Annotated in this window: 23 protein-coding genes; 16 read left to right on the forward strand and 7 right to left on the reverse strand. The window is 67.7% G+C overall.

Annotated elements, in window-relative coordinates; translation table 11 throughout:
- Positions 1-117: 117 nt before the first annotated feature.
- From OU996_RS10175 to OU996_RS10245, 15 genes are all read left to right on the forward strand, one after another.
- Positions 118-1,032: a GntR family transcriptional regulator gene (locus tag OU996_RS10175; protein ID WP_267585475.1), complete on the forward strand. Its 915-nt coding sequence runs from the start codon at positions 118-120 to the stop codon at positions 1,030-1,032.
- A complete protein-coding gene (locus OU996_RS10180) occupies positions 1,029-2,225 on the forward strand; it encodes a glutamine amidotransferase-related protein (RefSeq protein WP_267585476.1) in 1,197 nt (398 codons plus the stop codon). Before OU996_RS10175 ends, OU996_RS10180 begins: the two co-directional genes overlap by 4 nt.
- A 254-nt stretch (positions 2,226-2,479) precedes the next feature.
- Positions 2,480-3,802 (forward strand): ABC transporter substrate-binding protein, encoded by a 1,323-nt coding sequence (locus tag OU996_RS10185; RefSeq protein WP_267585477.1) that lies wholly within the window; start codon positions 2,480-2,482, stop codon positions 3,800-3,802.
- Positions 3,803-4,073: 271 nt separating this feature from the next.
- The gene (locus OU996_RS10190; RefSeq protein WP_420712733.1) at positions 4,074-5,009 is read left to right on the forward strand and encodes a carbohydrate ABC transporter permease; all 936 of its coding nucleotides are present in this window, start codon (positions 4,074-4,076) and stop codon (positions 5,007-5,009) included.
- 35 nt (positions 5,010-5,044) lie between these two features.
- Complete coding sequence (locus OU996_RS10195; protein ID WP_267585673.1) at positions 5,045-5,989, forward strand: carbohydrate ABC transporter permease; 945 nt, start codon at positions 5,045-5,047, stop codon at positions 5,987-5,989.
- The gene (locus OU996_RS10200) at positions 5,986-6,192 is read left to right on the forward strand and encodes a hypothetical protein (RefSeq protein ID WP_267585479.1); all 207 of its coding nucleotides are present in this window, start codon (positions 5,986-5,988) and stop codon (positions 6,190-6,192) included. Before OU996_RS10195 ends, OU996_RS10200 begins: the two co-directional genes overlap by 4 nt.
- A gap of 5 nt (positions 6,193-6,197) precedes the next feature.
- Positions 6,198-7,310: an ABC transporter ATP-binding protein gene (locus tag OU996_RS10205; protein ID WP_267585480.1), complete on the forward strand. Its 1,113-nt coding sequence runs from the start codon at positions 6,198-6,200 to the stop codon at positions 7,308-7,310.
- The gene (locus OU996_RS10210; RefSeq protein WP_267585481.1) at positions 7,303-8,310 is read left to right on the forward strand and encodes an ABC transporter ATP-binding protein; all 1,008 of its coding nucleotides are present in this window, start codon (positions 7,303-7,305) and stop codon (positions 8,308-8,310) included. The genes OU996_RS10205 and OU996_RS10210 overlap by 8 nt, the downstream gene beginning before the upstream one ends.
- 64 nt (positions 8,311-8,374) lie before the next feature.
- Positions 8,375-10,009 (forward strand): dihydroxyacetone kinase subunit DhaK, encoded by a 1,635-nt coding sequence (locus OU996_RS10215; RefSeq protein WP_267585482.1) that lies wholly within the window; start codon positions 8,375-8,377, stop codon positions 10,007-10,009.
- 31 nt (positions 10,010-10,040) lie between these two features.
- Positions 10,041-10,655 carry a dihydroxyacetone kinase subunit DhaL gene (gene dhaL / locus OU996_RS10220; RefSeq protein WP_267585483.1) on the forward strand — a complete coding sequence of 205 codons (615 nt, stop codon included), beginning with the start codon at positions 10,041-10,043 and terminating at the stop codon, positions 10,653-10,655.
- Positions 10,652-11,065 (forward strand): dihydroxyacetone kinase phosphoryl donor subunit DhaM, encoded by a 414-nt coding sequence (gene dhaM, locus OU996_RS10225; protein ID WP_267585484.1) that lies wholly within the window; start codon positions 10,652-10,654, stop codon positions 11,063-11,065. Before dhaL ends, dhaM begins: the two co-directional genes overlap by 4 nt.
- Positions 11,065-11,415 (forward strand): HPr family phosphocarrier protein, encoded by a 351-nt coding sequence (locus tag OU996_RS10230; RefSeq protein WP_267585485.1) that lies wholly within the window; start codon positions 11,065-11,067, stop codon positions 11,413-11,415. Before dhaM ends, OU996_RS10230 begins: the two co-directional genes overlap by 1 nt.
- On the forward strand, positions 11,399-13,012 hold the full coding sequence (locus tag OU996_RS10235) for a putative PEP-binding protein (protein ID WP_267585486.1): 1,614 nt from the start codon (positions 11,399-11,401) through the stop codon (positions 13,010-13,012). The genes OU996_RS10230 and OU996_RS10235 overlap by 17 nt, the downstream gene beginning before the upstream one ends.
- Entirely contained in the window at positions 13,002-13,412 is a 411-nt protein-coding gene (locus OU996_RS10240; protein WP_267585487.1) for a hypothetical protein, read from the forward strand. The genes OU996_RS10235 and OU996_RS10240 overlap by 11 nt, the downstream gene beginning before the upstream one ends.
- A 60-nt stretch (positions 13,413-13,472) precedes the next feature.
- The gene (locus tag OU996_RS10245; protein ID WP_267585488.1) at positions 13,473-14,471 is read left to right on the forward strand and encodes a dihydroxyacetone kinase subunit DhaK; all 999 of its coding nucleotides are present in this window, start codon (positions 13,473-13,475) and stop codon (positions 14,469-14,471) included.
- A gap of 12 nt (positions 14,472-14,483) precedes the next feature.
- Here the strand turns inward: OU996_RS10245 and betC are convergent, their stop codons facing one another.
- Entirely contained in the window at positions 14,484-15,998 is a 1,515-nt protein-coding gene (betC, locus tag OU996_RS10250) for a choline-sulfatase (protein ID WP_267585489.1), read from the reverse strand.
- Positions 15,999-16,073: 75 nt separating this feature from the next.
- Positions 16,074-17,015: a choline ABC transporter substrate-binding protein gene (choX, locus tag OU996_RS10255; RefSeq protein WP_267585490.1), complete on the reverse strand. Its 942-nt coding sequence runs from the start codon at positions 17,013-17,015 to the stop codon at positions 16,074-16,076.
- A gap of 149 nt (positions 17,016-17,164) precedes the next feature.
- On the opposite strand from choX, the gene OU996_RS10260 reads away from it, so the two are divergent.
- Positions 17,165-18,085: a LysR family transcriptional regulator gene (locus tag OU996_RS10260; protein WP_267585491.1), complete on the forward strand. Its 921-nt coding sequence runs from the start codon at positions 17,165-17,167 to the stop codon at positions 18,083-18,085.
- 5 nt (positions 18,086-18,090) lie between these two features.
- Here OU996_RS10260 and OU996_RS10265 read toward each other — a convergent pair whose 3' ends face one another.
- From OU996_RS10265 to OU996_RS10285, 5 genes are all read right to left on the reverse strand, one after another.
- Positions 18,091-19,818 carry a nitrilase-related carbon-nitrogen hydrolase gene (locus tag OU996_RS10265; protein ID WP_267585492.1) on the reverse strand — a complete coding sequence of 576 codons (1,728 nt, stop codon included), beginning with the start codon at positions 19,816-19,818 and terminating at the stop codon, positions 18,091-18,093.
- A gap of 129 nt (positions 19,819-19,947) precedes the next feature.
- Positions 19,948-20,940, reverse strand: a complete 993-nt coding sequence (locus tag OU996_RS10270) for an acetamidase/formamidase family protein (protein ID WP_267585493.1) — start codon at positions 20,938-20,940, stop codon at positions 19,948-19,950.
- A 40-nt stretch (positions 20,941-20,980) separates the two neighbouring features.
- Complete coding sequence (locus OU996_RS10275; RefSeq protein WP_267585494.1) at positions 20,981-21,694, reverse strand: ABC transporter ATP-binding protein; 714 nt, start codon at positions 21,692-21,694, stop codon at positions 20,981-20,983.
- On the reverse strand, positions 21,687-22,415 hold the full coding sequence (locus tag OU996_RS10280; protein ID WP_267585495.1) for an ABC transporter ATP-binding protein: 729 nt from the start codon (positions 22,413-22,415) through the stop codon (positions 21,687-21,689). Before OU996_RS10280 ends, OU996_RS10275 begins: the two co-directional genes overlap by 8 nt.
- On the reverse strand, positions 22,415-23,473 hold the full coding sequence (locus OU996_RS10285; RefSeq protein WP_267585496.1) for a branched-chain amino acid ABC transporter permease: 1,059 nt from the start codon (positions 23,471-23,473) through the stop codon (positions 22,415-22,417). Before OU996_RS10285 ends, OU996_RS10280 begins: the two co-directional genes overlap by 1 nt.
- Between the last annotated feature and the right edge of the window lie 7 nt (positions 23,474-23,480).

Here is a 23,480-nt window from a genome sequence, read left to right on the forward strand (position 1 = left end):
GAAGGGTGGTCGTGCATTATCAGGATGAGTGATAGTGGCAAGGCCGCTTCTGTCGGCTTGTCGAAGCGTCATCTCATATTGTATGGATCGGCATATTTCATACAAATTCGGTGTTCTATGGCGCGCACGTCACGTCCGAACCGGGTTCGCCTGGCGAATCAGATCCTGGAGACCATCCGGGGCGGTCGCTTTGAGGTCGGCCATCATCTGCGCGAGCAGCAGATGGGGGACCTGCTGCAGGTCTCGCGGACCCCGGTGCGCGCGGCGCTGGCACTGCTTGCCGAGCACGGCGTGGTGGAGGCCCGGCGCAATCAGGGGTTCTTCCTCAAGGCGACGCCGGAGGAACTGCATCGCCTCAGCCTGGAAGTCCCGCTGACCGCCGATCAGGATCTCTACAGCGACATCGTCAATGATCGCCTCGCCGATCGTCTGCCGGTGTCCTTCACCCAGGCCGAGATCGCGCGGCGCTATGATGTCGACCGCATGCTGCTCCAGCGCACGCTCTCGCGCCTTGTCGACGACGGCCTGCTGGAGCGCAATGCCGGGCGCGGCTGGACCTTCCTGCCGACGCTGGATACCGGCCTTGCCCTGCAGAACAGCTATGACTTCCGCCGGACGCTGGAACCGCAGGGCCTTCTGCTGCCGACCTTCCGGCTCGATGCGGGGGCGCTGGAGCGGCTGCGCATCCAGCACCACTATCTCGAATCCCACCCTCGGATCGCTTCGGTCGATGCCCGCCAGCTCTTCGACACCGACGCCCATTTCCACGAGACCATCGCCGGCTTCAGCGGCAACATCTTCTTATTGCAGGCGATTCAGCAGCAGAACCGCCTGCGGCGCCTGCTGGAATTCGGTGGCTATGTGAACCGGCGCCGCGTGCGTGACTGGTGCCGCGAGCATCTCGCCATCCTTGATGCGCTGGCCGCCGGCGATAATCCTCGGGCGGCGGAGCTGATGCTCGCCCATCTCGGCAATGCCTATCGCGCGGTGCCGGCCTTTACCGGCACGGCGGCGGGGAGTGTTGCGCCATGACGCTGCTGCTGGTTCGCCATGCGACGCTATTGCCGGCGCTGGACGGCATGATCGCCGGGATGTTTGCGGCCGCCCGCGGTGCAACGCTGGTGTCGCTCACCAGCGGTGGGGCGGGTCATGGCCGTTTCGACTGCATGCAACATGTTCTGGCGCATGGCGAATTAGCTCCCAATGGCCTGATCTGGGCCGAGCGGGCGAGCGGGCGGGCTGTGCCCCCGCCAGTCGATCGCGGTGCGGTGGTGCGGCTGCCCGGAACGGTGGTCGTGCCGCTCAATCCGGCGCTGCCGGCCCATGAGGAGGCGCAGGCTCGCCTGCTCGCCACCGCCGCCCGCGCGGGCCGTCCGGTCGAGCTTTTCGTGGTGAGTGAGGTGGACGATGTGTACATCTTGCGCACCGCCACGGACGAAAGCGTGGTGGGGCACTGGCGCCTCGATGCCTATGGTCGCCCGGTCGCCGCCGACGCTGTGACGCCGGGCGGTGAGGCTCTGCGGGTGCTGCTGGTGGGGCCGGAGGATCACCAGCGCGAGGTGTACCCCGCAACCATCGCCGCTCTCGGCGATGCTGCCGACGCGCTGGGCGTCCCGCTTGATCTGCGCTTCATCGATCCGCGCGAGGAACCGGACTGGGACCGGGTGCTTAGGGACGCTGACGGCCTGATCCTGCCCGGTGGCTCGGACATGGAGCAGGTGCGCGGCCAGATCGACGCCGCCCGCGCCGCCATCCGCCGCGACCTTCCCACCGTCGGGCTCTGCCTAGGCATGCAGACCATGGCGACGGCGGTGGCGCAGGAGATCTGCGGCCTCAACGACGTGAACCTCGCCGAGGCGGACCCCGACGCGCAAACCAAGAGTTTCGTGCGGCTGCATGATGAGCATGACCGGCCGCTGCATCGTCTCGGCCTCCAGTCCTGCCGCCTCACGCCCGGCAGTCGCCTGGCCGCCCTGGCGGGCGTCGAGAGCCTCGACGTGCTGTGCAACCACCGTTTCGTGCTCGACCCGGCGCTGGAGCCGCGCCTTGTTGAAGCGGGGCTTGTCGTCTGCGCCCGGCAGGCCGGGAACGACCATGCCGATGCCATCGAGGTGCCGGCGCTGCGCTTTTTCCTGGCCATGCAGGGCCATCCCGAACTGTCGAGCCGCCCGGGCGCTCCGCATCCTCTGCTCGCCGGCTTCCTCGCGGCGATCCGGGGCGTCTGACCCGCTAACCAGTCGTGGCGGTTTGTTTAGTGATCCGCCGTCCCCGGTGCCGCCCATAAGTCGATCTGGCATTACATATACTGGATGATGTCTTTGCCGCAGCGGCTGGAACGCTGCGTTGCAGCATCGAATTGCGCTTGCATTGTTGAGTGATGCCCATTTAACTAAACACAAAGCTAAACGTGACCGGCCGCGCCGGAACGCGAAGGCCAACCGAGGGGGCAAAGACCCACCTCGATCTCTGGGAGGAGAGCATGCTGAAGAAGTGGATACCCCTTCTCGGGGTCGCGGCCCTATGCGGGTCGCTGTCCGTGCCGCAGGCCGCCAAGGCGGAACAGTTGACGCTGTGCTGGGCGGCGTGGGATCCGGCCAATGCGCTGGTCGAGCTCTCCAAGGGCTTCACCGCCAAGACCGGCATCGACATGAAGTTCGAGTTCGTGCCGTGGACCAGCTATGCCGACCGCTTCCTCAATGAGCTGAATTCACGCGGCAAGCTGTGCGATCTCATCATCGGTGACAGCCAGTGGATCGGCGGCGCCGCCGAGAACGGTCATTACGTCAAGCTGAACGACTTCTTCGCCAAGGAAGGCATCAAGATGGATGACTTCGTGCCGGCGACGGTGGTCGGTTATTCCGAATGGCCGAAGAATACGCCGAACTACTGGGCGCTGCCGGCGATGGGCGACGTCGTCGGCTGGACCTACCGCAAGGATTGGTTCGAGCGGCCGGAACTGCAGAAGGAATTCAAGGCCAAGTATGGATGGGATCTCGCCGCGCCCAAGACCTACACCCAGCTCAAGCAGATCGCCGAGTTCTTCCAGAAGCGGCAGATCGACGGCAAGACCGTCTATGGCGCCTCGATCTACACCGAGCGCGGCTCGGAAGGCATCACCATGGGCGTGACGAACGTCCTGTATGACTGGGGCTTCATGTATGACAACCCCAAGAAGCCCTATGACATGCAGGGCTATGTCAACTCGCCTGAGGCGGTGAAGGGGCTGGAGTTCTACAAGGCGCTCTATGATTGCTGCACGCCGCCCGGCAGCTCCAACGTCTATATGGTGGAATCGGCCGACGCGTTCAAATCCGGCCAGGTGGCGATGCAGATGAACTTCGCCTTCACCTGGCCCGGCCTCTACAAGGACGAGAAGGTCGGCGGCAACCGCATCGGCTTCTTCCCCAACCCGGCCGAGAAGTACCATTTCGCCCAGCTCGGCGGGCAGGGCATCTCTGTCGTGTCCTATTCGAGCAAGCGCGATGCGGCGCTCCAGTACATCAAGTGGTTCGCCCAGCCGGACGTGCAGGCCAAGTGGTGGGAGCTCGGCGGCTATTCCTGCCTGAAGTCGGTGGTCGACGCGCCCGGCTTCAAGAGCAGCCAGCCCTATGCGACAGCCTTCCTCGAATCCATGGCCATCGTGAAGGATTTCTGGGCCGAGCCGAGCTATGCCGAGCTCCTCCAGGCCATGCAGAAGCGGGTGCATGACTATGTCATCGCCGGCAAGGGCACGGCGAAAGAGGCGCTGGACGGCCTCGAGAAGGACTGGACCAAGATCTTCAAGGACGACGGCAAGATCTGATCCGCGCCGGCGGGGGCGCCCAAGCGCGGGCGCTCCCTGCCACGCCGACCAGCCTCACGCCGCTCATGCGACGGGCCTCCTTCGGCCCCTCCCTGGGGCGGGACCGCCGGCAGATATCCCCGCTCTTGCCGCGTCCCGCCTCTTTTTCTCATCGGCCGGCGTCACCCAGGGTGACGCGGCCCGACGGCCGGGATGCGCCTCCCGCCCCGACTAAGCTCTCATCACACCGGGTATGCTTGTGACCGCTTCCCACGAGACCCTTACAGACAAAATGACCGAGGCCGCCGTGCGTGCGACGCCGCAGGCTGTCGCCCTCCGGGTGCGCGGCCTCTCCGACAGGGCCATCGCCTGGCTCTTCATCGCCCCGACCATCGTGCTCCTGCTGGCGATCAACATCTTCCCGCTGTTCTGGGCGATCTATCTGTCCTTCACCAATTACCGGGCCAACCGGCCCAACGCGGTGGTGCAGAATGTCGGGCTCGGCAATTACGAGCGGGTGCTGAACGACCCGGACATCTGGGCGTCGATGCAGACGACGGCGCATTTCGTGTTCTGGACCATCGTGCTGCAGACGGTGATCGGCTTCAGCCTCGCCTTTCTGCTCGACCGCAAGTTCCGCGGCCACGCCTTCTGGACCACGCTCATCCTCATTCCGATGATGCTGTCGCCGGCGGTGGTCGGTAATTTCTGGCGCTTCCTCTACGAGCCGCAGATCGGGCTGTTCGCCTATGCGGTGTCGTTCCTCACGGGTATTCCGACCTCCGAGATCCAGATGCTCGGCAGCGTCAATCTCGCGCCCTGGGCGATCATCATCGTCGATACCTGGATGTGGACGCCCTATGTGATGCTGATCTGCCTCGCCGGGCTGCGCTCCATTCCCGATTACATCTATGAGGCGGCCGAGGTCGACCGCGCCTCCAACTGGCGGCAGTTCTGGTCGATCACCGTGCCGATGGCGCTGCCCTTCATCATGCTGGCGGTGCTGTTCCGCGGCATCGAGAACTTCAAGATGTTCGACATGGTGAACCTGCTCACCGGCGGTGGGCCCGGCTCCACCACCGAGGTCGCCTCCATCGCGCTGAAGCGCGCCGCCTTCGAGGCGTGGGCCACCGGCCGCTCCTCGGCCTTCGCCATCATCCTCTTCGTCGCGGTGTTCGGCCTCGCCAACATCTATGTGAAGGCGCTCAACAAGGTGAAGCAGAGATGAGCCAGTCGCCTGCATCATCCGCCAAAACGCCCCCGATGACGGCGGCCCATTCCGTCGTCGAGCCGAGCCGCACCTCCAAGCGTGTCGCCGCGACGCTGGTGATCCTCTATGCGCTGATCACCATGGTGCCGCTGGTGTGGATTTTCCTCACCAGCATCAAGTCGCCGCCGGACTCGATCTCCTACCCGCCCAAGATCCTGTTCACGCCGTCGCTCGAAGGCTATTGCAACCTCTTCACCACCCGCACGCGGCAGACGCCGGACTACATCGCCAACCTGCCGCCGCCGTCGAACCTGTGCGATGAGGTGACGCGCGAGCGCAATATGGTCATCGCCGGCCCGTCGAACTTCCTGCCGCGCTTCGCCAATTCGCTCATCATCGCCTTCGGCTCGACTTTCCTCGCGGTCGGGCTCGGTACGCTCGCGGCCTATGGCTTCTCGCGCTTCAAGGTGCCGCTGGCCGATGACCTGCTGTTCTTCATCCTGTCGACCCGGATGATGCCGCCGATCGCGGTCGCCATCCCGATCTACCTGATGTACCGCCAGCTCGGCCTGTCCGACACCGCGCTCGGCATGATCCTGCTCTACACGGCGGTGAACGTGTCGCTCGCGGTCTGGCTGCTCAAGGGGTTCATCGACGAGATCCCGCGTGAATATGAGGAAGCCGCGATGATCGATGGCTACACGCGGCTTCAGGCCTTCCGCAAGGTGGTGCTGCCGCAGGCCACCACCGGCATCGCCGCTACCGCGATCTTCTGCCTGATCTTCGCCTGGAACGAATACGCCTTCGCCGCGCTGCTCACCTCCGGCACCGCCCAGACCGCGCCGCCCTTCATCCCCACCATCATCGGCGAGGGCGGGCAGGACTGGCCGGCGGTCGCGGCGGGCACGACGATCTTCCTGGTGCCGATCCTCGTCTTCACCATCCTGCTGCGCAAACAGCTGCTGCGCGGCATCACCTTCGGGGCGGTGCGCAAATGAGCGACATCTCACGCGACGAGCCGCGCCGGCGGCGCCCGGTCTTCCTGCGGCGCGGGCCGATGGAAAACCTCGCCGTCATGGTGATCGGCATCGGCTTCCTGATGCTGTTCCAGCCCTTTTTGATCGAGCTCTACACCTATTCCTTTGTCACCCTGCTGGCGGGCACGTTCATGTTCATGATCGTGTCCAAGTTCCCGGAGTAGCCGCGATGGCGGAGATCCGAGTCGATCATTTGCACAAGGCCTTTGGCGAGTTCGTCGCGGTGCGCGATTCCACCTTCACGGTGGAGGATGGCGAGTTCCTCGCGCTGCTCGGCCCCTCCGGCTGCGGCAAGACGACGACGCTGCGCATGATCGCCGGGCTCGAGCTGCCGACCAGCGGCACCATCCGGCTCGGTGGCGAGGACGTGACCTTCAAGCGCGCCAGCGAGCGCGACATCGCCTTCGTGTTCCAGCTCTTCGCGCTCTACCCGCATATGAATGTGCGCAAGAATATCGGCTTCCCGCTGCTATCGCAGGGCGTGCCGCGGGCCGAGATCAAGCGGCGAGTGGAGGAGACGGCGAAGCTCCTGCAGATCGACCACATCCTCGACAAGTCGGTCTCGGGCCTTGCCGGCGGCGACCGCCAGCGCGTGGCGCTCGGCCGCGCCATCGTGCGCCGGCCGAAATGCTTCCTGATGGACGAACCGCTCGGCACGCTCGACGCCGAGTTCCGCGATGTGATGGTGCGGGAGCTGCGCGAGCTGCACAACCGCATCGGCGCCACCACGGTTTATGTCACCCATGACCAGATCGAGGCCATGGCGATGGCCGACAAGATCGCGGTGATGAACCATGGCGTGATCGAGCAGTTCGACACGCCGCAGGAGATCTATGACCGCCCGGCCTCGATGTATGTCGCCGACTTCATCGGCTCGCCGCCGATGAACTTCATCCGCTTCAACGCCGGCCTGCCCAAGGGCGCGCGCATTGCCCGTATCGGCGAAGCCGATGTCGTCATACCCGAGCTGCGCACCGACGTGGCGCCGGGCGAACTCGCGCTCGGGGTCCGGCCCGAGCATGTGCGCTTCTCCGACGCCTCACCGCTGCGCGGGGCGATCTATGGCAGCGAATATCTCGGCACGACGCAGATCGTCACCATCGAGACCGGCGGCGGGCGGGTGCGGGCCCGGCTTCCGGCGGAACACAGCTACACCATTGGCGAGCCGGTCGGCCTCGTCTTCGCCAGCGAGCGCCTGTCGCTGTTCGACTGTGGTTCGGGCCGGGCCGTCCGGTCGGCCCTGCATGAGGGCGCGCGCATCCGGGGGAACCATCATGGCTGATGTCACGCTCACCGGCGTCACCAAGAATTTCGGCGACAAACGTGCCGTCGACAGCCTCGACCTCACCATTGCCGATGGCGAGTTCGTCGTCCTGCTCGGCCCCACCGGCGCGGGCAAGACCACGACGCTGCGCCTCATCGCCGGGCTGGAGGCTCCCGATGCCGGCACCGTCAGCATTGGCGGGCGCGTGGTGAATGGCGAGGCCCCGGCCCTGCGCGACGTCGCCTTCGTCTTCCAGCAATACTCGCTCTACCCGCATCTCACCGTCTACGAGAACCTCGCCTTTCCCCTGCGCTCGCCGGCACGGCGGCTCGACAAGGCGAGCATCGACGCCCGCGTGCGGCAGGTGGCGGCGATGGTGCGCATCGACCACAAGCTGGAGAACCGCTCCACCCGGCTTTCCGGCGGCGAGATGCAGCGCGTCGCCATCGGTCGGGCGCTGGTGCGGCGGCCCTCGATCTATCTCATGGACGAACCGCTCTCCTCGCTCGACGCCAAGCTGCGCGGCGAATTGCGGCTGGAGCTGAAGCGCATCCAGAAGGAGATGGGCTCGACGCTTCTCTACGTCACCCACGACCAGATCGAGGCCATGACCATGGCCGACCGCATCGGCATCCTCGCCGATGGCAGGCTGGTGCAGATCGGCACGCCGCGCGAGATCTACAGCAATCCCGCCAATCTCCACGTCGCCGCGCGCCTCGGCCAGCCGCATATCAACCTCTTGCCGGCCGATCTCCTGCCCGGCCCGACACCGCCGGCGGGCACCCGCACCATTGGCGCGCGCACCGAGCATCTGGAGATCGCCCGCACGGCGGGCGGCAATGCGGCGGTTGATTGGGTGGAGCATCTGGGTGACCAGAACCACCTGCACATCACCGTGCGCGGCCACAAGATTACCACGCTGGCGGACCCCGATCTGCCCGTCGAGGCGGGCGACCAGATCAGCCTGAGCTTGAGGCGCCCGCTCTATTTCGGGCAAGACGGGCAGCGTCTCGCGTGACATGACACCGGCGTGAGCGCGCCCGGCGCCTTCAAAACGTGCCGACAGAAATCGGAAGGCAGCGATGAAACACTTCTTCAACCGCCGCGAAAGCATCGTCACCGAGGCGTTGGACGGCCTGCTGCGCACCTCGCCGCCCGGCAAGCTCGCCCGGCTCGACAGCTATCCCGACATCAAGGTCGTGCTGCGCGCGGATTGGGACAAGTCCAAGGTCGCCGTGGTCTCGGGCGGCGGGGCCGGCCATGAGCCGTCCCATGCCGGCTTTGTCGGGCGTGGGCTGCTCACCGCCGCCGTCTCGGGCGATATCTTCGCCTCGCCCAGCGTCGAGGCGGTGCTGGCGGCCATCCGTGCCGTCACCGGTGCGCCCGGCTGCCTGCTGGTGGTGAAAAACTACACCGGCGACCGCCTGAATTTCGGCCTCGCCGCCGAACGTGCCCGTGCCGAGGGTTTTGACGTCGAGATGGTCATTGTCGCCGATGACATCGCCCTGCCGGAGATCGACCAGCCGCGCGGCGTCGCCGGCACGCTGTTCGTCCACAAGATCGCCGGTCACCATGCCGAGGCGGGCGATGACCTTGCCACCGTCGCGCGCGCCGCCCGTGCCGCCGCCGCCGACATCGCCTCGCTCGGCGTCTCGCTCGCCTCCTGCTCCATTCCTGGCCAGCCGCATGAAGCGCGGCTGGGCGCGGAGGAGGGCGAGCTCGGCCTCGGCATTCACGGTGAGCCGGGTGTCGAGCGCATCGCGTTGCAGGGGGCCGAAGCCATCACCGCTCTGATGGCGGAGCGCCTTGCGGCGAAGCTCACGCCCGGTGCCGCCTATGCGCTGCTCATCAACAATCTCGGCGCCGTGCCGCCGCTGGAAATGAGCCTGATCGCCGATACGGTGCTGCGCTCGCCGCTGGGATCGCAGACGCGGCTGGTGATCGGCCCGGCGGCGCTGATGACCGCTCTCAACATGAACGGCTTCTCGCTCTCGCTGCTGCGCCTCGACGCCGCCCGCGAGCTGGCGCTGAGCACGGCGGTGGAACCGCTTGCCTGGCGCCCGGCGGTCGAGTGCGGCCCGGTGCGGGTCGTCCGCGCCCCGGCCGACCCGCGCGCGGCCACGCCGCCAGCCAGCGCCGATGCGGCCGCCGAGGCAGTGATCCGCACGGCCTGCGCGACGCTGATCGCGCTGGAGGAGGAACTGAACCGGCTCGATGCACGGGCGGGGGATGGCGACACCGGTTCCACCGTCGCCACCGGGGCGCGGGCGATCGAGGCCCGCCTTTCCACCCTGCCGCTCGCCGACCGAGCGGCGACGCTGCACGCCATTGGTGAGACGCTCGGCCAGGCCATGGGCGGATCGAGCGGCGTGCTGATGTCGATCTTCTTCACCGCCAGCGCCAAGGCGCTGCGCGAGAATGGGGATCTGCCCGCCGCGCTTCTTGCCGGGCTCGACCGCATGACCTTCTATGGCGGGGCGAGCCTCGGTGCGCGCACGCTGGTGGATTCGCTCGATCCCGCGCTCAAGGCGCTGGCCACAGCGGATGTCACCGAGGCGGCGCGGGCGGCCCATCAGGGCGCGGAGGCGACCAAGGCAATGACACGGGCCCGCGCCGGCCGCGCCTCCTATGTCGGGGCGCGTGATCTTGAGGGCTCGCCCGATCCTGGCGCGGTCGCCGTGGCGCGGGTGTTCGCAGCGCTAGCGGGTAGGGGCTAAGGGCGCGGCGGCGCGACGGGGAGGGGAGAGGATGCGGCTCGACGCCGGCGACATCGCCGAACTGATCGCGCGCTGCCATGCCGCGATTGACCGGCATGGCGACCATCTCGGCGTGCTCGACAGCGCCATCGGCGATGGCGACCACGGCGCCAATATGCGCCGGGGGCTCGAGGCCGTCTTCGCCGAGCGCGCGACCATCGCTGCCCTTCCTCTGCCGGCCGCGCTGGAGCGCATTGGGCTCGTTCTGGTGATGAGCATTGGCGGCGCCGCTGGTCCGCTCTACGGCACGCTGCTCATGGAGCTTGGGCGCGGCCTTGCCCCCGATGCCGACACGGACGCCTTCGCCGCGACGCTGGAACAGGCCATCGCCGCCGTGGCGCGCCGGGGCCGTGCCGGGCCCGGCGACAAGACGCTGCTCGACGTGCTCTATCCCGTGCAGGCGGAGATCATGCGGCATGCGGCGCCTGAGCGCATCGCGGCCTGCGCCCGGTCCGCCGCGCAGGCGACCGAGGCCATGCAGGCCCGGCGTGGGCGCGCGGCCTATCTTGGGGCGCGCTCGGTCGGCCATGAAGACCCCGGCGCCTCGAGCTGCGCGTTGCTGGCGGCCACGATTTGCGTCTATCTCGCGGAGCATCGCCCCTCATGAGCGAGACCGGCACCCCGACGCGCCCCGCCAATGTGGGCATCGTCATCGTTTCCCATTCGCCCTTGGTGGCGCGCGGCGCGGCCGACATGGTGCGCCAGATGGTCGGCGATTGCGTGCCGCTGGCGTGGACCGGAGGGAACGCGGAAGGGGGCCTCGGCACCCATGTCGCGGGCATCCAGGCGGCCATCGAAGCTGCGTGGTCGGAGGCGGGGGTCGCCATCTTCGTCGATCTCGGCGGGGCCGAGACCAATAGCGAGACGGCCGCCGAACTGCTCGGCGCCTCCCGCGCCGGGCGCATCGTGGTGTGCAACGCCCCGCTTGTGGAGGGCGCGGTGATCGCGGCGGCGGAAGCCTCCGGTGGCTCCAGCCTTGCCAAGGTCGTGGCGACGGCCGAGGAGCTGTCGCCCTGATGAGCGAACGTCACGCCCGCCTTCCGCGCGAACGCTCCGGCACGAGCTGGCAGACCGAGGTCGAGGTGACCCACGGCATCGGCCTGCATGCGCGCCCCTCGGTCACCTTCACCCGCCTCGCCAAGAGCTTTCCCTGCTCGATCGAGGTGGCGGTGGATGGCTCGGGCGAGTGGCTGAACGGCAAGAGCATCGTCAAGATCATGGGCGCGCGCATCCGGCGCGGGGCGCGGCTGCGCATCCGGGCGGATGGCTCGCGGGCCGAGGAAGCCATCGTCGCGCTCGGCGAACTGGTCCGGCGCAATTTCGACGAGGACCGCAAGCTGGGGCGGGTCGATGGCCGTGCCGGTTGAGCCGCGCCCGCGGGATCATCGCGGCACGCCGGCGTCGCCCGGTCGCGCGCGGGGGCCGGTGCATAGCGCGCGCCGTGCCGATGCCGCACTCGACGATCCCGTTTCCGGCGACCCCCGCGCCGTGCTCCGGCAGGCCGTGGCGGTGGCGGTGGACGATCTGCGCCGGCTGGCGGCCGAGGCCGCGCCCGACAGCGCGGGTATTCTCGACTTCCAGATCGAGATGCTGCTCGACGAGGAAATTCTCACCCCCGCTCTTGTTCGCATCGACGCGGGAGAGGGAGCTGTGCTGGCCTGGGCTGGCGCGATGACCGCCTATATCAATTCCTTCGTTCCCGATGACCGGGACGACGACGCCTTTGCCGCGCGTGTCGCCGACCTGACGGATCTGCGCCAGCGCGTGCTCGATGCGCTCGCCGGCCGGCCGATAGCGGATTTTCCGGCCGGGGCGATCTATGTCGGCGCGGACATGCCGCCGAGCGTCTTCCTCGCGCATGACTGGTCGGCCGGCGGGGGCATCGCGCTGGGCGCCGGAAGTGCGATCAGCCATGTCGCGCTGCTTGCCCGCGCTCGCGGCGTGCCCATGGTGGTCGGCCTCGGCGAGCTCGCGCTCGCGGATGGCGAGGGCGCCGTGATCGACGGCGATGAGGGGCTGCTGCGGCTCGCTCCGCCGGAGGTGGAGCCCGTCTCGCCAGTAATGGCTGCGCGGCTGACCGCCCCGCCTGTCGCACCGATGCCGACCGGGGGAACCTTCACGCTGGGCGTGAACATCAATTCGCTGGCGGATCTCGAGGCGTTCGATGTCGCGGCGGTGGATGGTGTCGGGCTCGTGCGCACCGAATTCCTGTTCCCGACAGCGGCCGATGCCTTGAACGAGGAGCGCCATGTCACGGCCTATGTGCAGATACTCGCCCGCCTCAAGGGGCGGCCGGTGACGGTGCGGATGCTCGACCTCGGCGGCGACAAGGCCCTCGCCGGCGTGGCGGAAGGCGGCGCGGCCTCGCTGCTCGGCCTGCGCGGCATCCGCCTCTTGCTCGCCTATCCCGAGCTTGCCCGCGTGCAGGCGCGGGCGCTGCTGCGGGCGGCCGCGCTGGGGCCGCTCAGCGTGCTCCTGCCGATGGTCACGCTGCCCGGTGAAGTCACCGCCATGGCGCAGATCTTCGCGGAGGAGGAGGCGCGGCTGGCCGCACGTGGCGTGTCCGTCGCTCGCCCGCCGCTCGGCATCATGGTCGAGGTGCCGGCCGCCGCGCTGACGCTCGACCTGTTCGGCGCCGCCGCGTTCTTTTCGGTGGGGACCAACGACCTGATGCAGTATCTCTCGGCGGCGGCGCGGGACAACCCGGCCGTCGCCCCGCTCACGGCCGGATCGGAGATCGCCTTGTTCCGCCTGCTGGATCAGGTCAGCGCGAGCGCCCGCGCGCTCGCCAAGCCGCTGTCGGTCTGTGGCGACCTCGCCGGAGAGCCGCAGGGCCTCGCGCGATTAATCGCGGCGGGTTTTCGCGACATCTCCGTCGCTCCCTCGCGGCTGGCAAGCGTGCGGGAGCTGTTGCGCGGCGCGGTCAATGCCGATGCCTGCGCTGGGGTAGCGCATGGCCCGTGAACCCAGCGACGAGGCGGTGATCGCCTACAAGACCCTGCTCGCAAGCCTGCTCGACAACCGCCCCTCCGGCACGCGGCAGCGGCTGGCGACGGCACTCGGCAAGCACCGCAGCTTCGTCACGCAGGTCACCAGCCCGACCTATGATACGCCGCTGCCCGCCCGCCATCTGCCGACGATCTTCCGCGTCTGCCATTTCAGCCCCGGCGAGCAGGAGCGCTTCCTCGCCGCCTATCAGGCCGCCCATCCCGGCCGGTTGCCGGAGCTCGGCGGGAGCGACAAACTGCGCCCGCTGACGCTGATGGCGCCGGACTTCGGCGACGAGAAGAAGAACCGTCAGTTCGACGACGCCATTGCCGAGCTGGTGCAGAAGATGGCCACGCTGATGAGCGGAGAGGAGTGACGTGAGCGCGCCCACCATCCTCCCCCGCATAGGCGCCGCGCCTCCTCGGAGGGCTGGCCGGTGAAGCGGGTCATGAACGCGCCCGACGCCTTTGTCGCCGAGGGCCTGTCCGGCTTCGTGCGCGCGCATTCCGGGCTGGTGATGTTCGGCGAGGGTGGCAAGTTCATCCGGCGGCGCGACCTCGCCTCGGCCAAGGTGGCGTTGATCGCCGGCGGCGGGGCAGGGCATGAGCCGCTGCATGCCGGCTTCATCGGCCGAGGGATGCTCGACGCCGCCTGCACCGGCCATGTCTTCACCTCGCCGACCCCGGACCAGATCGTCGCGGCGATGGACGCGACCGACACCGGCGCCGGCTGCCTGCTCTTGGTAAAGAACTATGACGGCGACGTGATGAATTTCGAGATGGCGGCGGAGATGGCGGCCGCCCGCCACGCCGTCGAGATGGTCGTGGTCGAGGACGACGCGGCGACCGGGCCGGCCGTGCGCAGCCGCGGGCGGCGGGGCGTGGCGGGCACCGTCATCGTCGAGAAGATACTCGGCGCCGCCGCCGAAGAGGGCGCAAGCCTGCCGGCATTGAAGGCGCTGGGCGATGACCTCAACACCCGCATTCGCTCCATGGGTGTCGCGCTGCGCGGCGTAACCGTGCCGAACAATGCGCGCGAGACCTTCTCGCTCGGACCGGACGAGATGGAGATCGGCGTCGGCATACATGGCGAGCCGGGGCTGGAGCGGATCGGCTTCGTCGCGGCCGACGAGATGATCCGCCTGCTCGGCGAGCGCGTGCTGGCCGAACTGCCGGCTCATCTTGTCGCGAGCCCGTTGCGGCCGCTTCTGCTGGTCAATGGCTTTGGCGGCACGCCGCCGATCGAGCTTTATCTCGCGCAGGGCATCGCGCATCGCTTCTTCGAGGCGCGTGGCATCGCGCCGGCGCGCAGCCTCACCGGCACCTTCGTCACCTCGCTCGACATGGCGGGCTTCTCGATCACGCTCGCTCTGCTCGATGAGGCGCAATTCGCGCTGTGGGGCGCCCCGGTGGCGACGGCCTGCTTTACCTGGTGAGGGCCCGGGCTCTCATTCGCCGCGTGGAAAGCGCTGCGAGTCTTCCAGAATGTTCAGGTCCATGTGGTTGCGCATATAGCGCTCGGACGCCTTTTGCAGCGGCTGGAAGTCCCAGGGGTAATAGGCCCCGTTGCGCAGCGCCGCGTAGACGACATGCCGGCGGGCCTGGCTCGCCCGCACATCCGCGTCGAAGCGGGCGAGATCCCAGCGCTCCCGCATCGCCGCCTGCAAGGTGGCGAGGACACCCGCACAGACCGGATCGGACGCGCGGTTGACCCGCTCCTGCGGGTCGTCGTCGAGATGGGTCAGGATCGGCGGGTCGAGGTCGCACAGGACGAGCTTCCACGGCCCGTCGCGCAGCGCCACGAGGGGCGCCTCGGAGCCCTCCGCGGCATATTCCATCGGCACAGGGGAGCGCGTTCCGCGCCCCTGTGCGAGCGGTACGAGGCTCTCGCCATCGGTCCACGGCATGACGCTGGAGAGGTCGATACCGGCCAGTTCCGCCAGCGTCGGCAGCACGTCGAGCGTCGAGACGGGGTGGTCGATGCGGCCGGCCGGCAGGCCCGGCGCGGCGACCATCAGCGGCACGCGCGCCGAGCCCTCGAAAAAGTTCATCTTGAACCACAGGCCACGCTCGCCGAGCATGTCGCCATGGTCGGAGACGAACAGGACCACCGTGTTCTCCGCCATGCGGCAGGTCTCGAGAATGGCCAGCAGCTCGCCGATTTTCTCGTCGATGTAGGAGATGTTGGCGAAATAGGCGCGGCGGGAGCGCCGGACATCCTCCGCCGTCACATGGCTCGCGGCATGGTCGCTCGCGCGCATCAGGCGTTGCGAATGCGGATCCTGCGCCTCGAACGGGATGGGCGGGACCACGGGATCGAGGGCCGGGCAATCCTCGTAGAGATCCCAGAAGCGTCGGCGTGCGACATAGGGATCATGCGGGTGGGTGAAGCTCACCGTGAGGCACCAGGGGCGGCCCTCGTGCCCACGCGCGAGATCATAGAGCTTTCGCCCGGCGTGGTAGGCGACCTCGTCGTCATACTCGAGCTGGTTGGTGATCTCCGCCACGCCCGCCCCGGTGACCGAGCCGAGGTTGTGGTACCACCAGTCGATGCGCTCGCCCGGCCGCGTATAGTCCGGCGTCCAGCCGAAATCGGCTGGGTAGATGTCGGTCGTTAGCCGCTCCTCGAAGCCGTGAAGCTGGTCGGGCCCGACGAAGTGCATCTTGCCGGACAGCGCGGTGTGATAGCCGGCGCGGCGCAGATGGTGGGCGAAGGTCGGGATGTCCGAGGTGAACTCGGCGGCGTTGTCATAGACGCGGGTGCGGCTTGGCAACTGGCCGGACATGAAGGAAGCCCGTGCCGGGGCGCAGAGCGGGCTCGCCGTGTAGCTGTTGGCGAAGCGAGCGGAACGGCCGGCGAGCGCGCGCAGATGCGGGGCGTGCAGGAAAGGGGCGGGGCCGTCGGGGAACAACGTCCCGTTCAGCTGGTCGACCATCAGGATGAGGATGTTAGGACGCGTCATCGCCGGCTCCGCCGTGACAGATAGGCGAACGGACACGCCGGGGCGCGCCCGTCCGCAGGTTTCAGGTGGCAGAGATCAGAGCCCGAGCGCGGCCTTCACGGCCGGCAGGCCCGGCTTGCCATCAAAGGTGGTGACACCGGCGAGCCACGGGCCGAGGACATCCGGCTGCGCCTTGAGCAGCGCCTTGGCGGCAGCGGTGGGCTCCAGCCCGTCGTCGAGGATCTTGCCCATCATGGTGTTTTCCATGGCGAGGTCGAATGTGAGGTTCCTGAACAGGGTCGCGGCGTTGGGGCACTGCGCCGACCAGCCGGTGCGGGCGAGGGTGCGCACATCCGCACCGCCAAAGTTCGGACCGAAATAGGCGTCGCCGCCGGAGAGATAGGTGATGGCGAAGGTCTCGTTCATCGGGTGCGGGGCCCAGGCGAGGAAGACGATCCAGTCCTTGCCATTCGAGGCCCGCTTCACCTGCGCCAGCATCGCCTGTTCGCCAGACTCCACCACCTTCCAGCCCTTCAGGCCGAAATCATTGGCGTCGACCATCTTCTGAATGTTGGCATTGGCCGGGGCGCCGGGCTCGATGCCGTAGATCTGGCTTCCGAACTTGTCGGCATTGGCGGCGAGATCCTTGAAGTCCTTGACGCCGGCGTCCGACACATAGCTCGGCACGGCGAGGGTGAACTTGGCGCCGGTGAGGTTGGTGCCGAGCACCTCCACCGCTTTCGCCTCGTTCAGCGCGTCGGTGAATTTCTGTTGGGCCGGCATCCAGTTGCCGAGGAAGACATCGACATTGCCGTTCTTCATCGACTCGTAGCCGATGGGCACGGAGAGCGTCTTCACGTCCTGAGCGTAGCCGAGGCCGGCGAGCACCACGCCGGCGAGGGCGTTGGTCGAGGTGATGTCCGTCCAGCCGGGATCGGACATGCGGACGGTCTTACAGCTGGGCGCATCGGCGGCCGAGGCGGCGCCGGCGGCGAAGAGGACAGAAAGGGCGCAGGCGGCCCTTGCGAAGCGATTCATCACGGAACCTCCAGAAAGGGTGAGACACACAATCGCAAGAGGCTGCCCGTCATCGGGTCTGTGGCCAGCTTGCCCCCACGGACATCAGACAGTTAAATGCTTGCCGCTGTGAAGCGGTGCATTTTCAATAGCTGACCCAATATAGGCTTATGGCTGAGCGCCTTCTCGATCTTGGCTGGATGCGGATATTCGAGGCGGTGGGACGGCGCGGCAGCCTGACCGCGGCGGCGAGTGAGCTCGGCCTGTCGCAGCCCGCGGTCAGCTACACGGTGCGGATGCTGGAGCAGCAGCTCGGCGCGGCGCTGCTGGAGCGCGGCCATCGCGGCAGCACGCTCACCGCGGCCGGCGACCGATTGCACCGCGCGGCGACCGCAGCTCTCGGCGAGATCGACGCATCGGCGCGTGCCATTCGCCGGATGAACCGCCAGCCGGTGGTGCGGCTGTTCACCGATTATGGCTTCGCCTCGTTCTGGATGATGCCGCGCGTGGCGCAGTTTCGCCGGGTGCGGCCGGATACCGAGGTGCACATCATCGCCTCGGCCGCCGCCGATCCCGGCACCGACGAGGCCGAGGATGTCGCCGTACTGTTCGGCACGCGAGCCGACTTCGGCGCCGGCGCGACGCAGCTTGTCGAGGAGCGGGTTTACCCCGTGTGCAGTCCTGGCTTTGCCGCGCGGAATGACCTGTCGGCGCAAGGGGTTGTGGCCGATGATCCGGCCAATGATCCTCGGCGCCTTGCCGGATTGCCGCTGCTGCATCTCGACAGCACGCCGCGCCCGCGCTGGTTCGGCTGGCACGACTGGTTCTCGGCCATGCGCGTGCCGCGCGAGCCTGGGTCGGGCGATCTCAGCCTCAACACCTATGGCCTCGTCGTGCAGGCCGCTATGGCGGACCAAGGTGTCGCGCTGGGGTGGGAGGGGTTGATCGACGGGGCGATTGCCGACGGCACGCTGGTCGCCGTCGGCCCACCCATCGTCCGGCCGGAGAGCGGCTACTGGCTGCGGCCCGGGCGCGAGCCCTCGGCGGCGGCGTGGGACTTGATCAACTGGATCATCGCCCAGCCGCGCTGAGGCATTTAGCGTGTTCTGATAAGGGGTTGGTAGTGGTGGGGCTGGCGCATGAGGACGAGATCCTTGCGGCGGACCACATTGGTCGGGTAGCGGCTGTCGAGATTGGTGGTGTCGACCATCGCCGCGGCAACGCCCGTTCCCTCGGCGATGATCGCCTCGCGGCGGGGGAACTCGAACGTGTCCGGGCCGAACACGCCGCTCTTTCCCTCATAGCCCCTGGCGGGATCGAAGACATTGGCGAAGGCGAAGAAAACGTTGTTTTCTCCGGCCCTTGCGCGGAAGTGGTGCCAATGGTGCGGGTCGGCGCCGGTCGGGATCGGGTAGCTCTGGGTGACTTTTGAGCCGGCATGGGCGCCGGTGAACGGGCCCCGGATCGCCGCCGGGCAGGCGATGAGGTCGCAGCCGCGCAAGGCCAGCACGCGGCCGGCTTCCGGGAAGCTGGCGTCGTGGCCGATGAGGAGTCCAATCCGGCCAATCTGTGTATCAAAAACGCTCCAGTCGTCCCCCGCGCTCGCCCAATTGCCGTCGGCCGCATCGAGGTGAAGTTTGCGGTGCGTGCCGATCAGCCCCTCGGGGCCGAGCAGCAGGGCGCTGTTGTAGAGCTGCCCGCCCGCCTCCTCGGCGAGGCCGACGACGAGATAGATGCCGAGCCGGCCCGCCAGCGTCTGAAGACGGGCGGTCGCGGGGCCGTTTACGGGCTGGGCGTTGGGCAGGTCGAAGCCGGTGAGGGCGCGTTCGGGGAACACGACCATCTCGGCCCCCTCGCTCCGGCGCGCCTCGGTGGCCAGCGCCTCGATCTGGGCGAGGTTGGCGGCGATGTCGGCGGAGGGCGTGAACTGCGCCACCGCGACGCGCGACTGACGGCCGGGCGGCAGAGGCCGGTGGCCGTAGAGGCCGAAGAAGTCGAGCGGGTTCCAGGCATAGGTGGTGGTGGGCAGCTCCATATAGAGCTCCGGCCGGCGCTGCTCGAACACCGGCTCGCCGAACATCTGGCGGGCGCGGGCACGCTCCAGGTCGATCTCTGTCACGGCCACGCCGTCGCCGCCGTCGATGACGGCCGCGAGCGTGCCGTCCGGCTCGATGACACAGCTGCCGCCGGAGAACTGCACGCCGCGCTCCAGCCCCCAGCGATTGCTCTCGATGAGGTAGCAGCCATTCTCCACCGCCCGGCTGATCCAGTAGGGCGCGGGCGTGCGTTCGGCGAGCCAGTTGGAGATGTGGCAGATGATGTCGGCCCCGCCCAGCGCGGCGAGGCGGGCGGTTTCGACGAAATGGATGTCCATGCAGATCAGGAGCGCGATGCGCCCGATCGGCGTGTCGAACACCTGATGGCCGAGATCGCCCGGCGCCGACCATTTGGGCTCGGAAATGTAGGGATGCGTCTTGCGGTGAGTGCCGACGACGCCCTCCGGCCCGATCAGCACGGCTGAATTGTAATAGAGCCCGGTCGCGGCATCGACCTCGGGCATGCCGATGACGATGTAGCAATCCTGCTGCTGGGCCAGCGCCGCGAAGCGCGCGGTGGTCGGGCCGGGGATGGTCTCGATGAAGGGCGCCACTTCCGCGCGGTCGAACCAGCAATAGCCGGTGGTGCCCATTTCCGGCGTCACGATGAGCTTGCCGCCCTCGCCGGCGGCCTCTGCGACCAGATCGAGAAGCCGCGTGATGTTGCGCTCCTTCTCGAACAGGGTCGGCTCGAACTGGACGGTGGCGACCTTCAGCGGGAGGGTCATCGCGGGACTCCGGGCAAAGGGGAGGTGTCCGGCGTCCCGCTGGTGCGGAACGCCGTGAGGGTACGAACGGAAGGGTGGGATGCGCCGTCCTGCCCGGCCCTTCGGCCGGATATGACGGCTGGCCGGCGCTCAGGGCGTCAGGTAGGACTTCAGGATCGAGGCGCCCATCGTGTATTTCGGGTCGACCATGTTGCCGAGCCGCACGCGCCCGCACTGGGTGAGCAGCATGTAGGCTTCCACCTCGTCGAAGCCGTAATCCGACGCCATCCAGCGGATGAGGTCGCGATAGGCCATGCGGGTGGCGTCTTCCATCGGGCGGGTGGAGCCGATGGACATGATGAAGTCCTCGGTCTCAAGGCGCGGCGTGTGGATGGTCCAGCCCTTGATGAGGTCGATCTGGAGGGTGGTGACGGTGGGGTGCTCCAGCGCGACGCCGCACAGCTCGCCATCGCCCTGCGTGGCGTGGCAGTCGCCGAGATAGAGCAGGCCGCCCTTGATGTTGACCGGCAGGTAGATCACCGCGCCGATGCCGACATCCGGCAGGTCCATGTTGCCGCCATAATAGTCCGGCTGCAGCGAGGTAATGGCCTCGATCTCCGGCGAGGTGCCGATGGTGCCGATGAAGGGCACATAGGGCAGGGTGATCTTGTCGCTCCACTTCGTGCCGGTCTCGGCATCGACATGCAGCTTCTTGACCTTGATCGGCAGCGGCGCGTTGAGCATCGCCGTGTCCTTGGTCGGCACGAGGCCGCCGAACTCCGGCATGATGAGCGTGGTGCCGCGAGGCTGCTCGCCGCGCGGAACGATGTTCTTGATGTAGACCGCGAGCGTGTCGCCCTTCTCCGCGCCATTGACGTAGATCGGGCCGTTCTGGGGGTTCAGATAGGGGAAGTTCAGGATGTCGAGCGGGTTGTCGGTCTCGTTCTTGATCGCGCCCTCGAAGGCGTCATGCGTCTCGGCTGAGACCACCGCGCCGGGGTCGACGGCGATCACCGGATCGACATAGGGGCCGTAGACGTAATGATACTTGCCCTGCACCTCTTCGGTGATGGCGTGGGTCGACCCCGCCTGGCCCTTGGCGAGGCCTTTGCGTGCCATGATGGACGTCTCTAGCCAGGACATTTGCTTTCTCCTTTTGGCTGTCTCGGTTCGGCAGGGGGCGTCAGACCGCCAGATGACGACGCATGGCCTCGCCATCGGCCAGGGCTTCGCGATCAAGCTCGGCGACGATGCGGCCCTTGTCCATGACGTAGCAACGCTGCGCCATGGCGCGGATCATGTCGATGTTCTGCTCCACCAGCATGATGGTGACGCCGGTGGCGCGGTTCAGCTCCACCATGATGCGGGCGATGTCCTGCACGATGTTGGGCTGGATGCCCTCGGACGGCTCGTCGAGCAGGATGAGGGAGGGATCGGCGATGAGCACGCGGCCAATGGCGAGCTGCTGCTGCTGGCCACCGGACATGGTGCCGGCGCGCTGGGCCCAGCGCTCGCGCAGGATGGGGAAGTAACCCAGCACGCGCTCTCGGTCCGCCGCTGTCACGCCCGCCTTGAGCATGGCGCCGACCGCGATGTTCTCAGCCACGGTGAGGCGCGGGAACACGTCGCGGCCCTGCGGCACATAGCCGACGCCGAGCCGGGCGCGCTTGTGGGCGGGCAGATGCTCGACCGCCTCGCCGCGATAGACGATGGAGCCCTCCATCGCGGGAACGAGGCCGATGAGGCTCTTCATCAGCGTCGATTTGCCGACGCCGTTGCGCCCGATCACCGCGACGATCTCGCCCTCGCGCACGGTGAGGTCGAGGCCCTGGAGCACCGGCTTGCCGCCATAGCCGGCGCGCAGGCCGAGGGTGGAGAGCAGCACTTCCTTACGCATGGGCGGCCTCCGGCGCATGACCGAGATAGATGGCGGCGACCCGCTCGTCGGCGACGATGGCGTCGATCGAGCCTTGAGCGAACACCTGGCCGAGATGCAGCACCGTGACCTTGTGGGCGACCTGGCGGACGAAGGCCATGTCGTGCTCGACCGCCAGCACCGTCATGCCCTCGGCGTTGAGGCGCTGGATCATCGCGCCGGTGGCGAAGGTCTCCTCCGGCGACATGCCGGCGGTTGGCTCGTCGAGCAGCAGCAGGCGCGGCTTGAGGCTGATCGCCATGCCGATCTCCAGCCACTGCTTCTGGCCGTGGCTGAGATTGCCGGCGAGCTGTTTTGCTTCCGCCGTGAGCTTGAGGAAATCGAGCAACCGGTCGATCTCGCCATGAAGTTCGGCGGGCGCGTAATGGTGCTGCATGGCGATTTCGAGGTTCTGCCACACGCTCAGCGCCTTGAAGATGCCGGGCACCTGGAACTTCACGCTCATGCCCCGGCGGATGCGCTGATAGGATTTCAGCGCCGTGATGTCCTCGCCGCCGAACAGGATCTGCCCGCTGCTCGGCTGGTGCTCGCCGAGGATGAGGCGGAACAGCGTGCTCTTGCCGGCGCCGTTGGGGCCGATGAGGCAGTGGATCTCGCCGGGCTCCAGCGCCAGATTGACGTTGTTGGTAACGTGCAGGCCGCCGAAATGCTTGTTGAGCGCGCGCGCTTCGATGAGGGCCATCAGACGCCTCCCCGCTTCGAGGTCAGCCGGCCGATCAGGGCGGCGGCAGAGAGGATCAGCCCGCGCGGGGCGAGGAGTACGGTGAGCACCAGCAGGATGCCCATCACCACCAGCGCGTACTGGCTGCCATGGATGGTGAGCGCCTGGAAGGCGGAGAGCACCACCAGCGTGCCGATCAGCGTCGCCGTGATGTCCGAGCGCCCGCCGACCGCGACCCAGACGATGGGCAAAGCGGCGGCCGTCATGCCCATGCTGGAGGGGGTGATGTACTGGCCCCAGCTCGTGTAGAGCACGCCCGACAGCCCCGCCAGCGCCGCGCCGATGACGAAGGCGCCGAGCTGGTACTTGCGGATGTCATAGCCGAGCATCTCGGCCCGTTCCGGGTTCTCGCGGATGGCGACCAGCACATTGCCGAAGCGCGAATTCACCAGAATGCGCAGAGCGAGATAGACCAGCACGAGCAGGCCGAGCACGACGTAATAGAGCTGCACGTCGGGGAACAGCACGATGTCGCCGCCCGGCCAGGGAAGGGTGAGCGGGGGCATGTTGCTCATGCCGTTGAAGCCGTTCAGCCGGGCGCTGCCGATCTTCCATTCCGGCCCGGCGGTCTGCGCCATGAAGCGTTCCAGCACCAGCGTCACCGACAGGGTGACGATGCCGAGGAACACGCCGGAGATGCGCCCGAAATAGAGGAAGTAGCCGAGCAGCACCGCGAACAGCGCGGCGATCGCGATGGCGAGCACCAGCGCCACCAGCGTGAAGCCATAGGCGGCGCCGAAATTGATGGTGAGGATGCCATAGCTGTAGCCGGCAATGCCGAAGAAGGCGGTCTGGCCGAAGGACAGCGCGCCGCCATAGCCCCAGATGAGGCTGAGGCCGAGCGCCATGAAGACCCAGGTGAAGAAGTAGACGGTATTGCCGACCGTGTAGCCGTCGCTGAACAGCGGGTAGCCGCAGGCGGCCAGAAGGACGACGAGGAAGCCGACCCAGAACCAGGGGCCGCGGCCCATGGTCTGCGGACCTTCCAGCCGGGCGAAGAAGCGGGCGAGAGCGTTCATGGGTGAG

This window comes from Ancylobacter sp. SL191 (genome assembly GCF_026625645.1).
Taxonomy (GTDB): Bacteria; Pseudomonadota; Alphaproteobacteria; order Rhizobiales; family Xanthobacteraceae; genus Ancylobacter.

What these genes read in the sequence shown, in the direction of transcription:
- OU996_RS10175 (WP_267585475.1), top strand. Translation starts at nt 118, where the DNA reads ATGGCGCGCACGTCACGTCCGAACCGGGTTCGCCTGGCGAATCAGATC.
- OU996_RS10180 (WP_267585476.1), top strand. Translation starts at nt 1,029, where the DNA reads ATGACGCTGCTGCTGGTTCGCCATGCGACGCTATTGCCGGCGCTGGAC.
- OU996_RS10185 (WP_267585477.1), top strand. Translation starts at nt 2,480, where the DNA reads ATGCTGAAGAAGTGGATACCCCTTCTCGGGGTCGCGGCCCTATGCGGG.
- OU996_RS10190 (WP_420712733.1), top strand. Translation starts at nt 4,074, where the DNA reads ATGACCGAGGCCGCCGTGCGTGCGACGCCGCAGGCTGTCGCCCTCCGG.
- OU996_RS10195 (WP_267585673.1), top strand. Translation starts at nt 5,045, where the DNA reads ATGACGGCGGCCCATTCCGTCGTCGAGCCGAGCCGCACCTCCAAGCGT.
- OU996_RS10200 (WP_267585479.1), top strand. Translation starts at nt 5,986, where the DNA reads ATGAGCGACATCTCACGCGACGAGCCGCGCCGGCGGCGCCCGGTCTTC.
- OU996_RS10205 (WP_267585480.1), top strand. Translation starts at nt 6,198, where the DNA reads ATGGCGGAGATCCGAGTCGATCATTTGCACAAGGCCTTTGGCGAGTTC.
- OU996_RS10210 (WP_267585481.1), top strand. Translation starts at nt 7,303, where the DNA reads ATGGCTGATGTCACGCTCACCGGCGTCACCAAGAATTTCGGCGACAAA.
- OU996_RS10215 (WP_267585482.1), top strand. Translation starts at nt 8,375, where the DNA reads ATGAAACACTTCTTCAACCGCCGCGAAAGCATCGTCACCGAGGCGTTG.
- dhaL (WP_267585483.1), top strand. Translation starts at nt 10,041, where the DNA reads ATGCGGCTCGACGCCGGCGACATCGCCGAACTGATCGCGCGCTGCCAT.
- dhaM (WP_267585484.1), top strand. Translation starts at nt 10,652, where the DNA reads ATGAGCGAGACCGGCACCCCGACGCGCCCCGCCAATGTGGGCATCGTC.
- OU996_RS10230 (WP_267585485.1), top strand. Translation starts at nt 11,065, where the DNA reads ATGAGCGAACGTCACGCCCGCCTTCCGCGCGAACGCTCCGGCACGAGC.
- OU996_RS10235 (WP_267585486.1), top strand. Translation starts at nt 11,399, where the DNA reads ATGGCCGTGCCGGTTGAGCCGCGCCCGCGGGATCATCGCGGCACGCCG.
- OU996_RS10240 (WP_267585487.1), top strand. Translation starts at nt 13,002, where the DNA reads ATGGCCCGTGAACCCAGCGACGAGGCGGTGATCGCCTACAAGACCCTG.
- betC (WP_267585489.1), bottom strand. Translation starts at nt 15,998, where the DNA reads ATGACGCGTCCTAACATCCTCATCCTGATGGTCGACCAGCTGAACGGG.
- choX (WP_267585490.1), bottom strand. Translation starts at nt 17,015, where the DNA reads ATGAATCGCTTCGCAAGGGCCGCCTGCGCCCTTTCTGTCCTCTTCGCC.
- OU996_RS10260 (WP_267585491.1), top strand. Translation starts at nt 17,165, where the DNA reads ATGGCTGAGCGCCTTCTCGATCTTGGCTGGATGCGGATATTCGAGGCG.
- OU996_RS10265 (WP_267585492.1), bottom strand. Translation starts at nt 19,818, where the DNA reads ATGACCCTCCCGCTGAAGGTCGCCACCGTCCAGTTCGAGCCGACCCTG.
- OU996_RS10270 (WP_267585493.1), bottom strand. Translation starts at nt 20,940, where the DNA reads ATGTCCTGGCTAGAGACGTCCATCATGGCACGCAAAGGCCTCGCCAAG.
- OU996_RS10275 (WP_267585494.1), bottom strand. Translation starts at nt 21,694, where the DNA reads ATGCGTAAGGAAGTGCTGCTCTCCACCCTCGGCCTGCGCGCCGGCTAT.
- OU996_RS10280 (WP_267585495.1), bottom strand. Translation starts at nt 22,415, where the DNA reads ATGGCCCTCATCGAAGCGCGCGCGCTCAACAAGCATTTCGGCGGCCTG.
- OU996_RS10285 (WP_267585496.1), bottom strand. Translation starts at nt 23,473, where the DNA reads ATGAACGCTCTCGCCCGCTTCTTCGCCCGGCTGGAAGGTCCGCAGACC.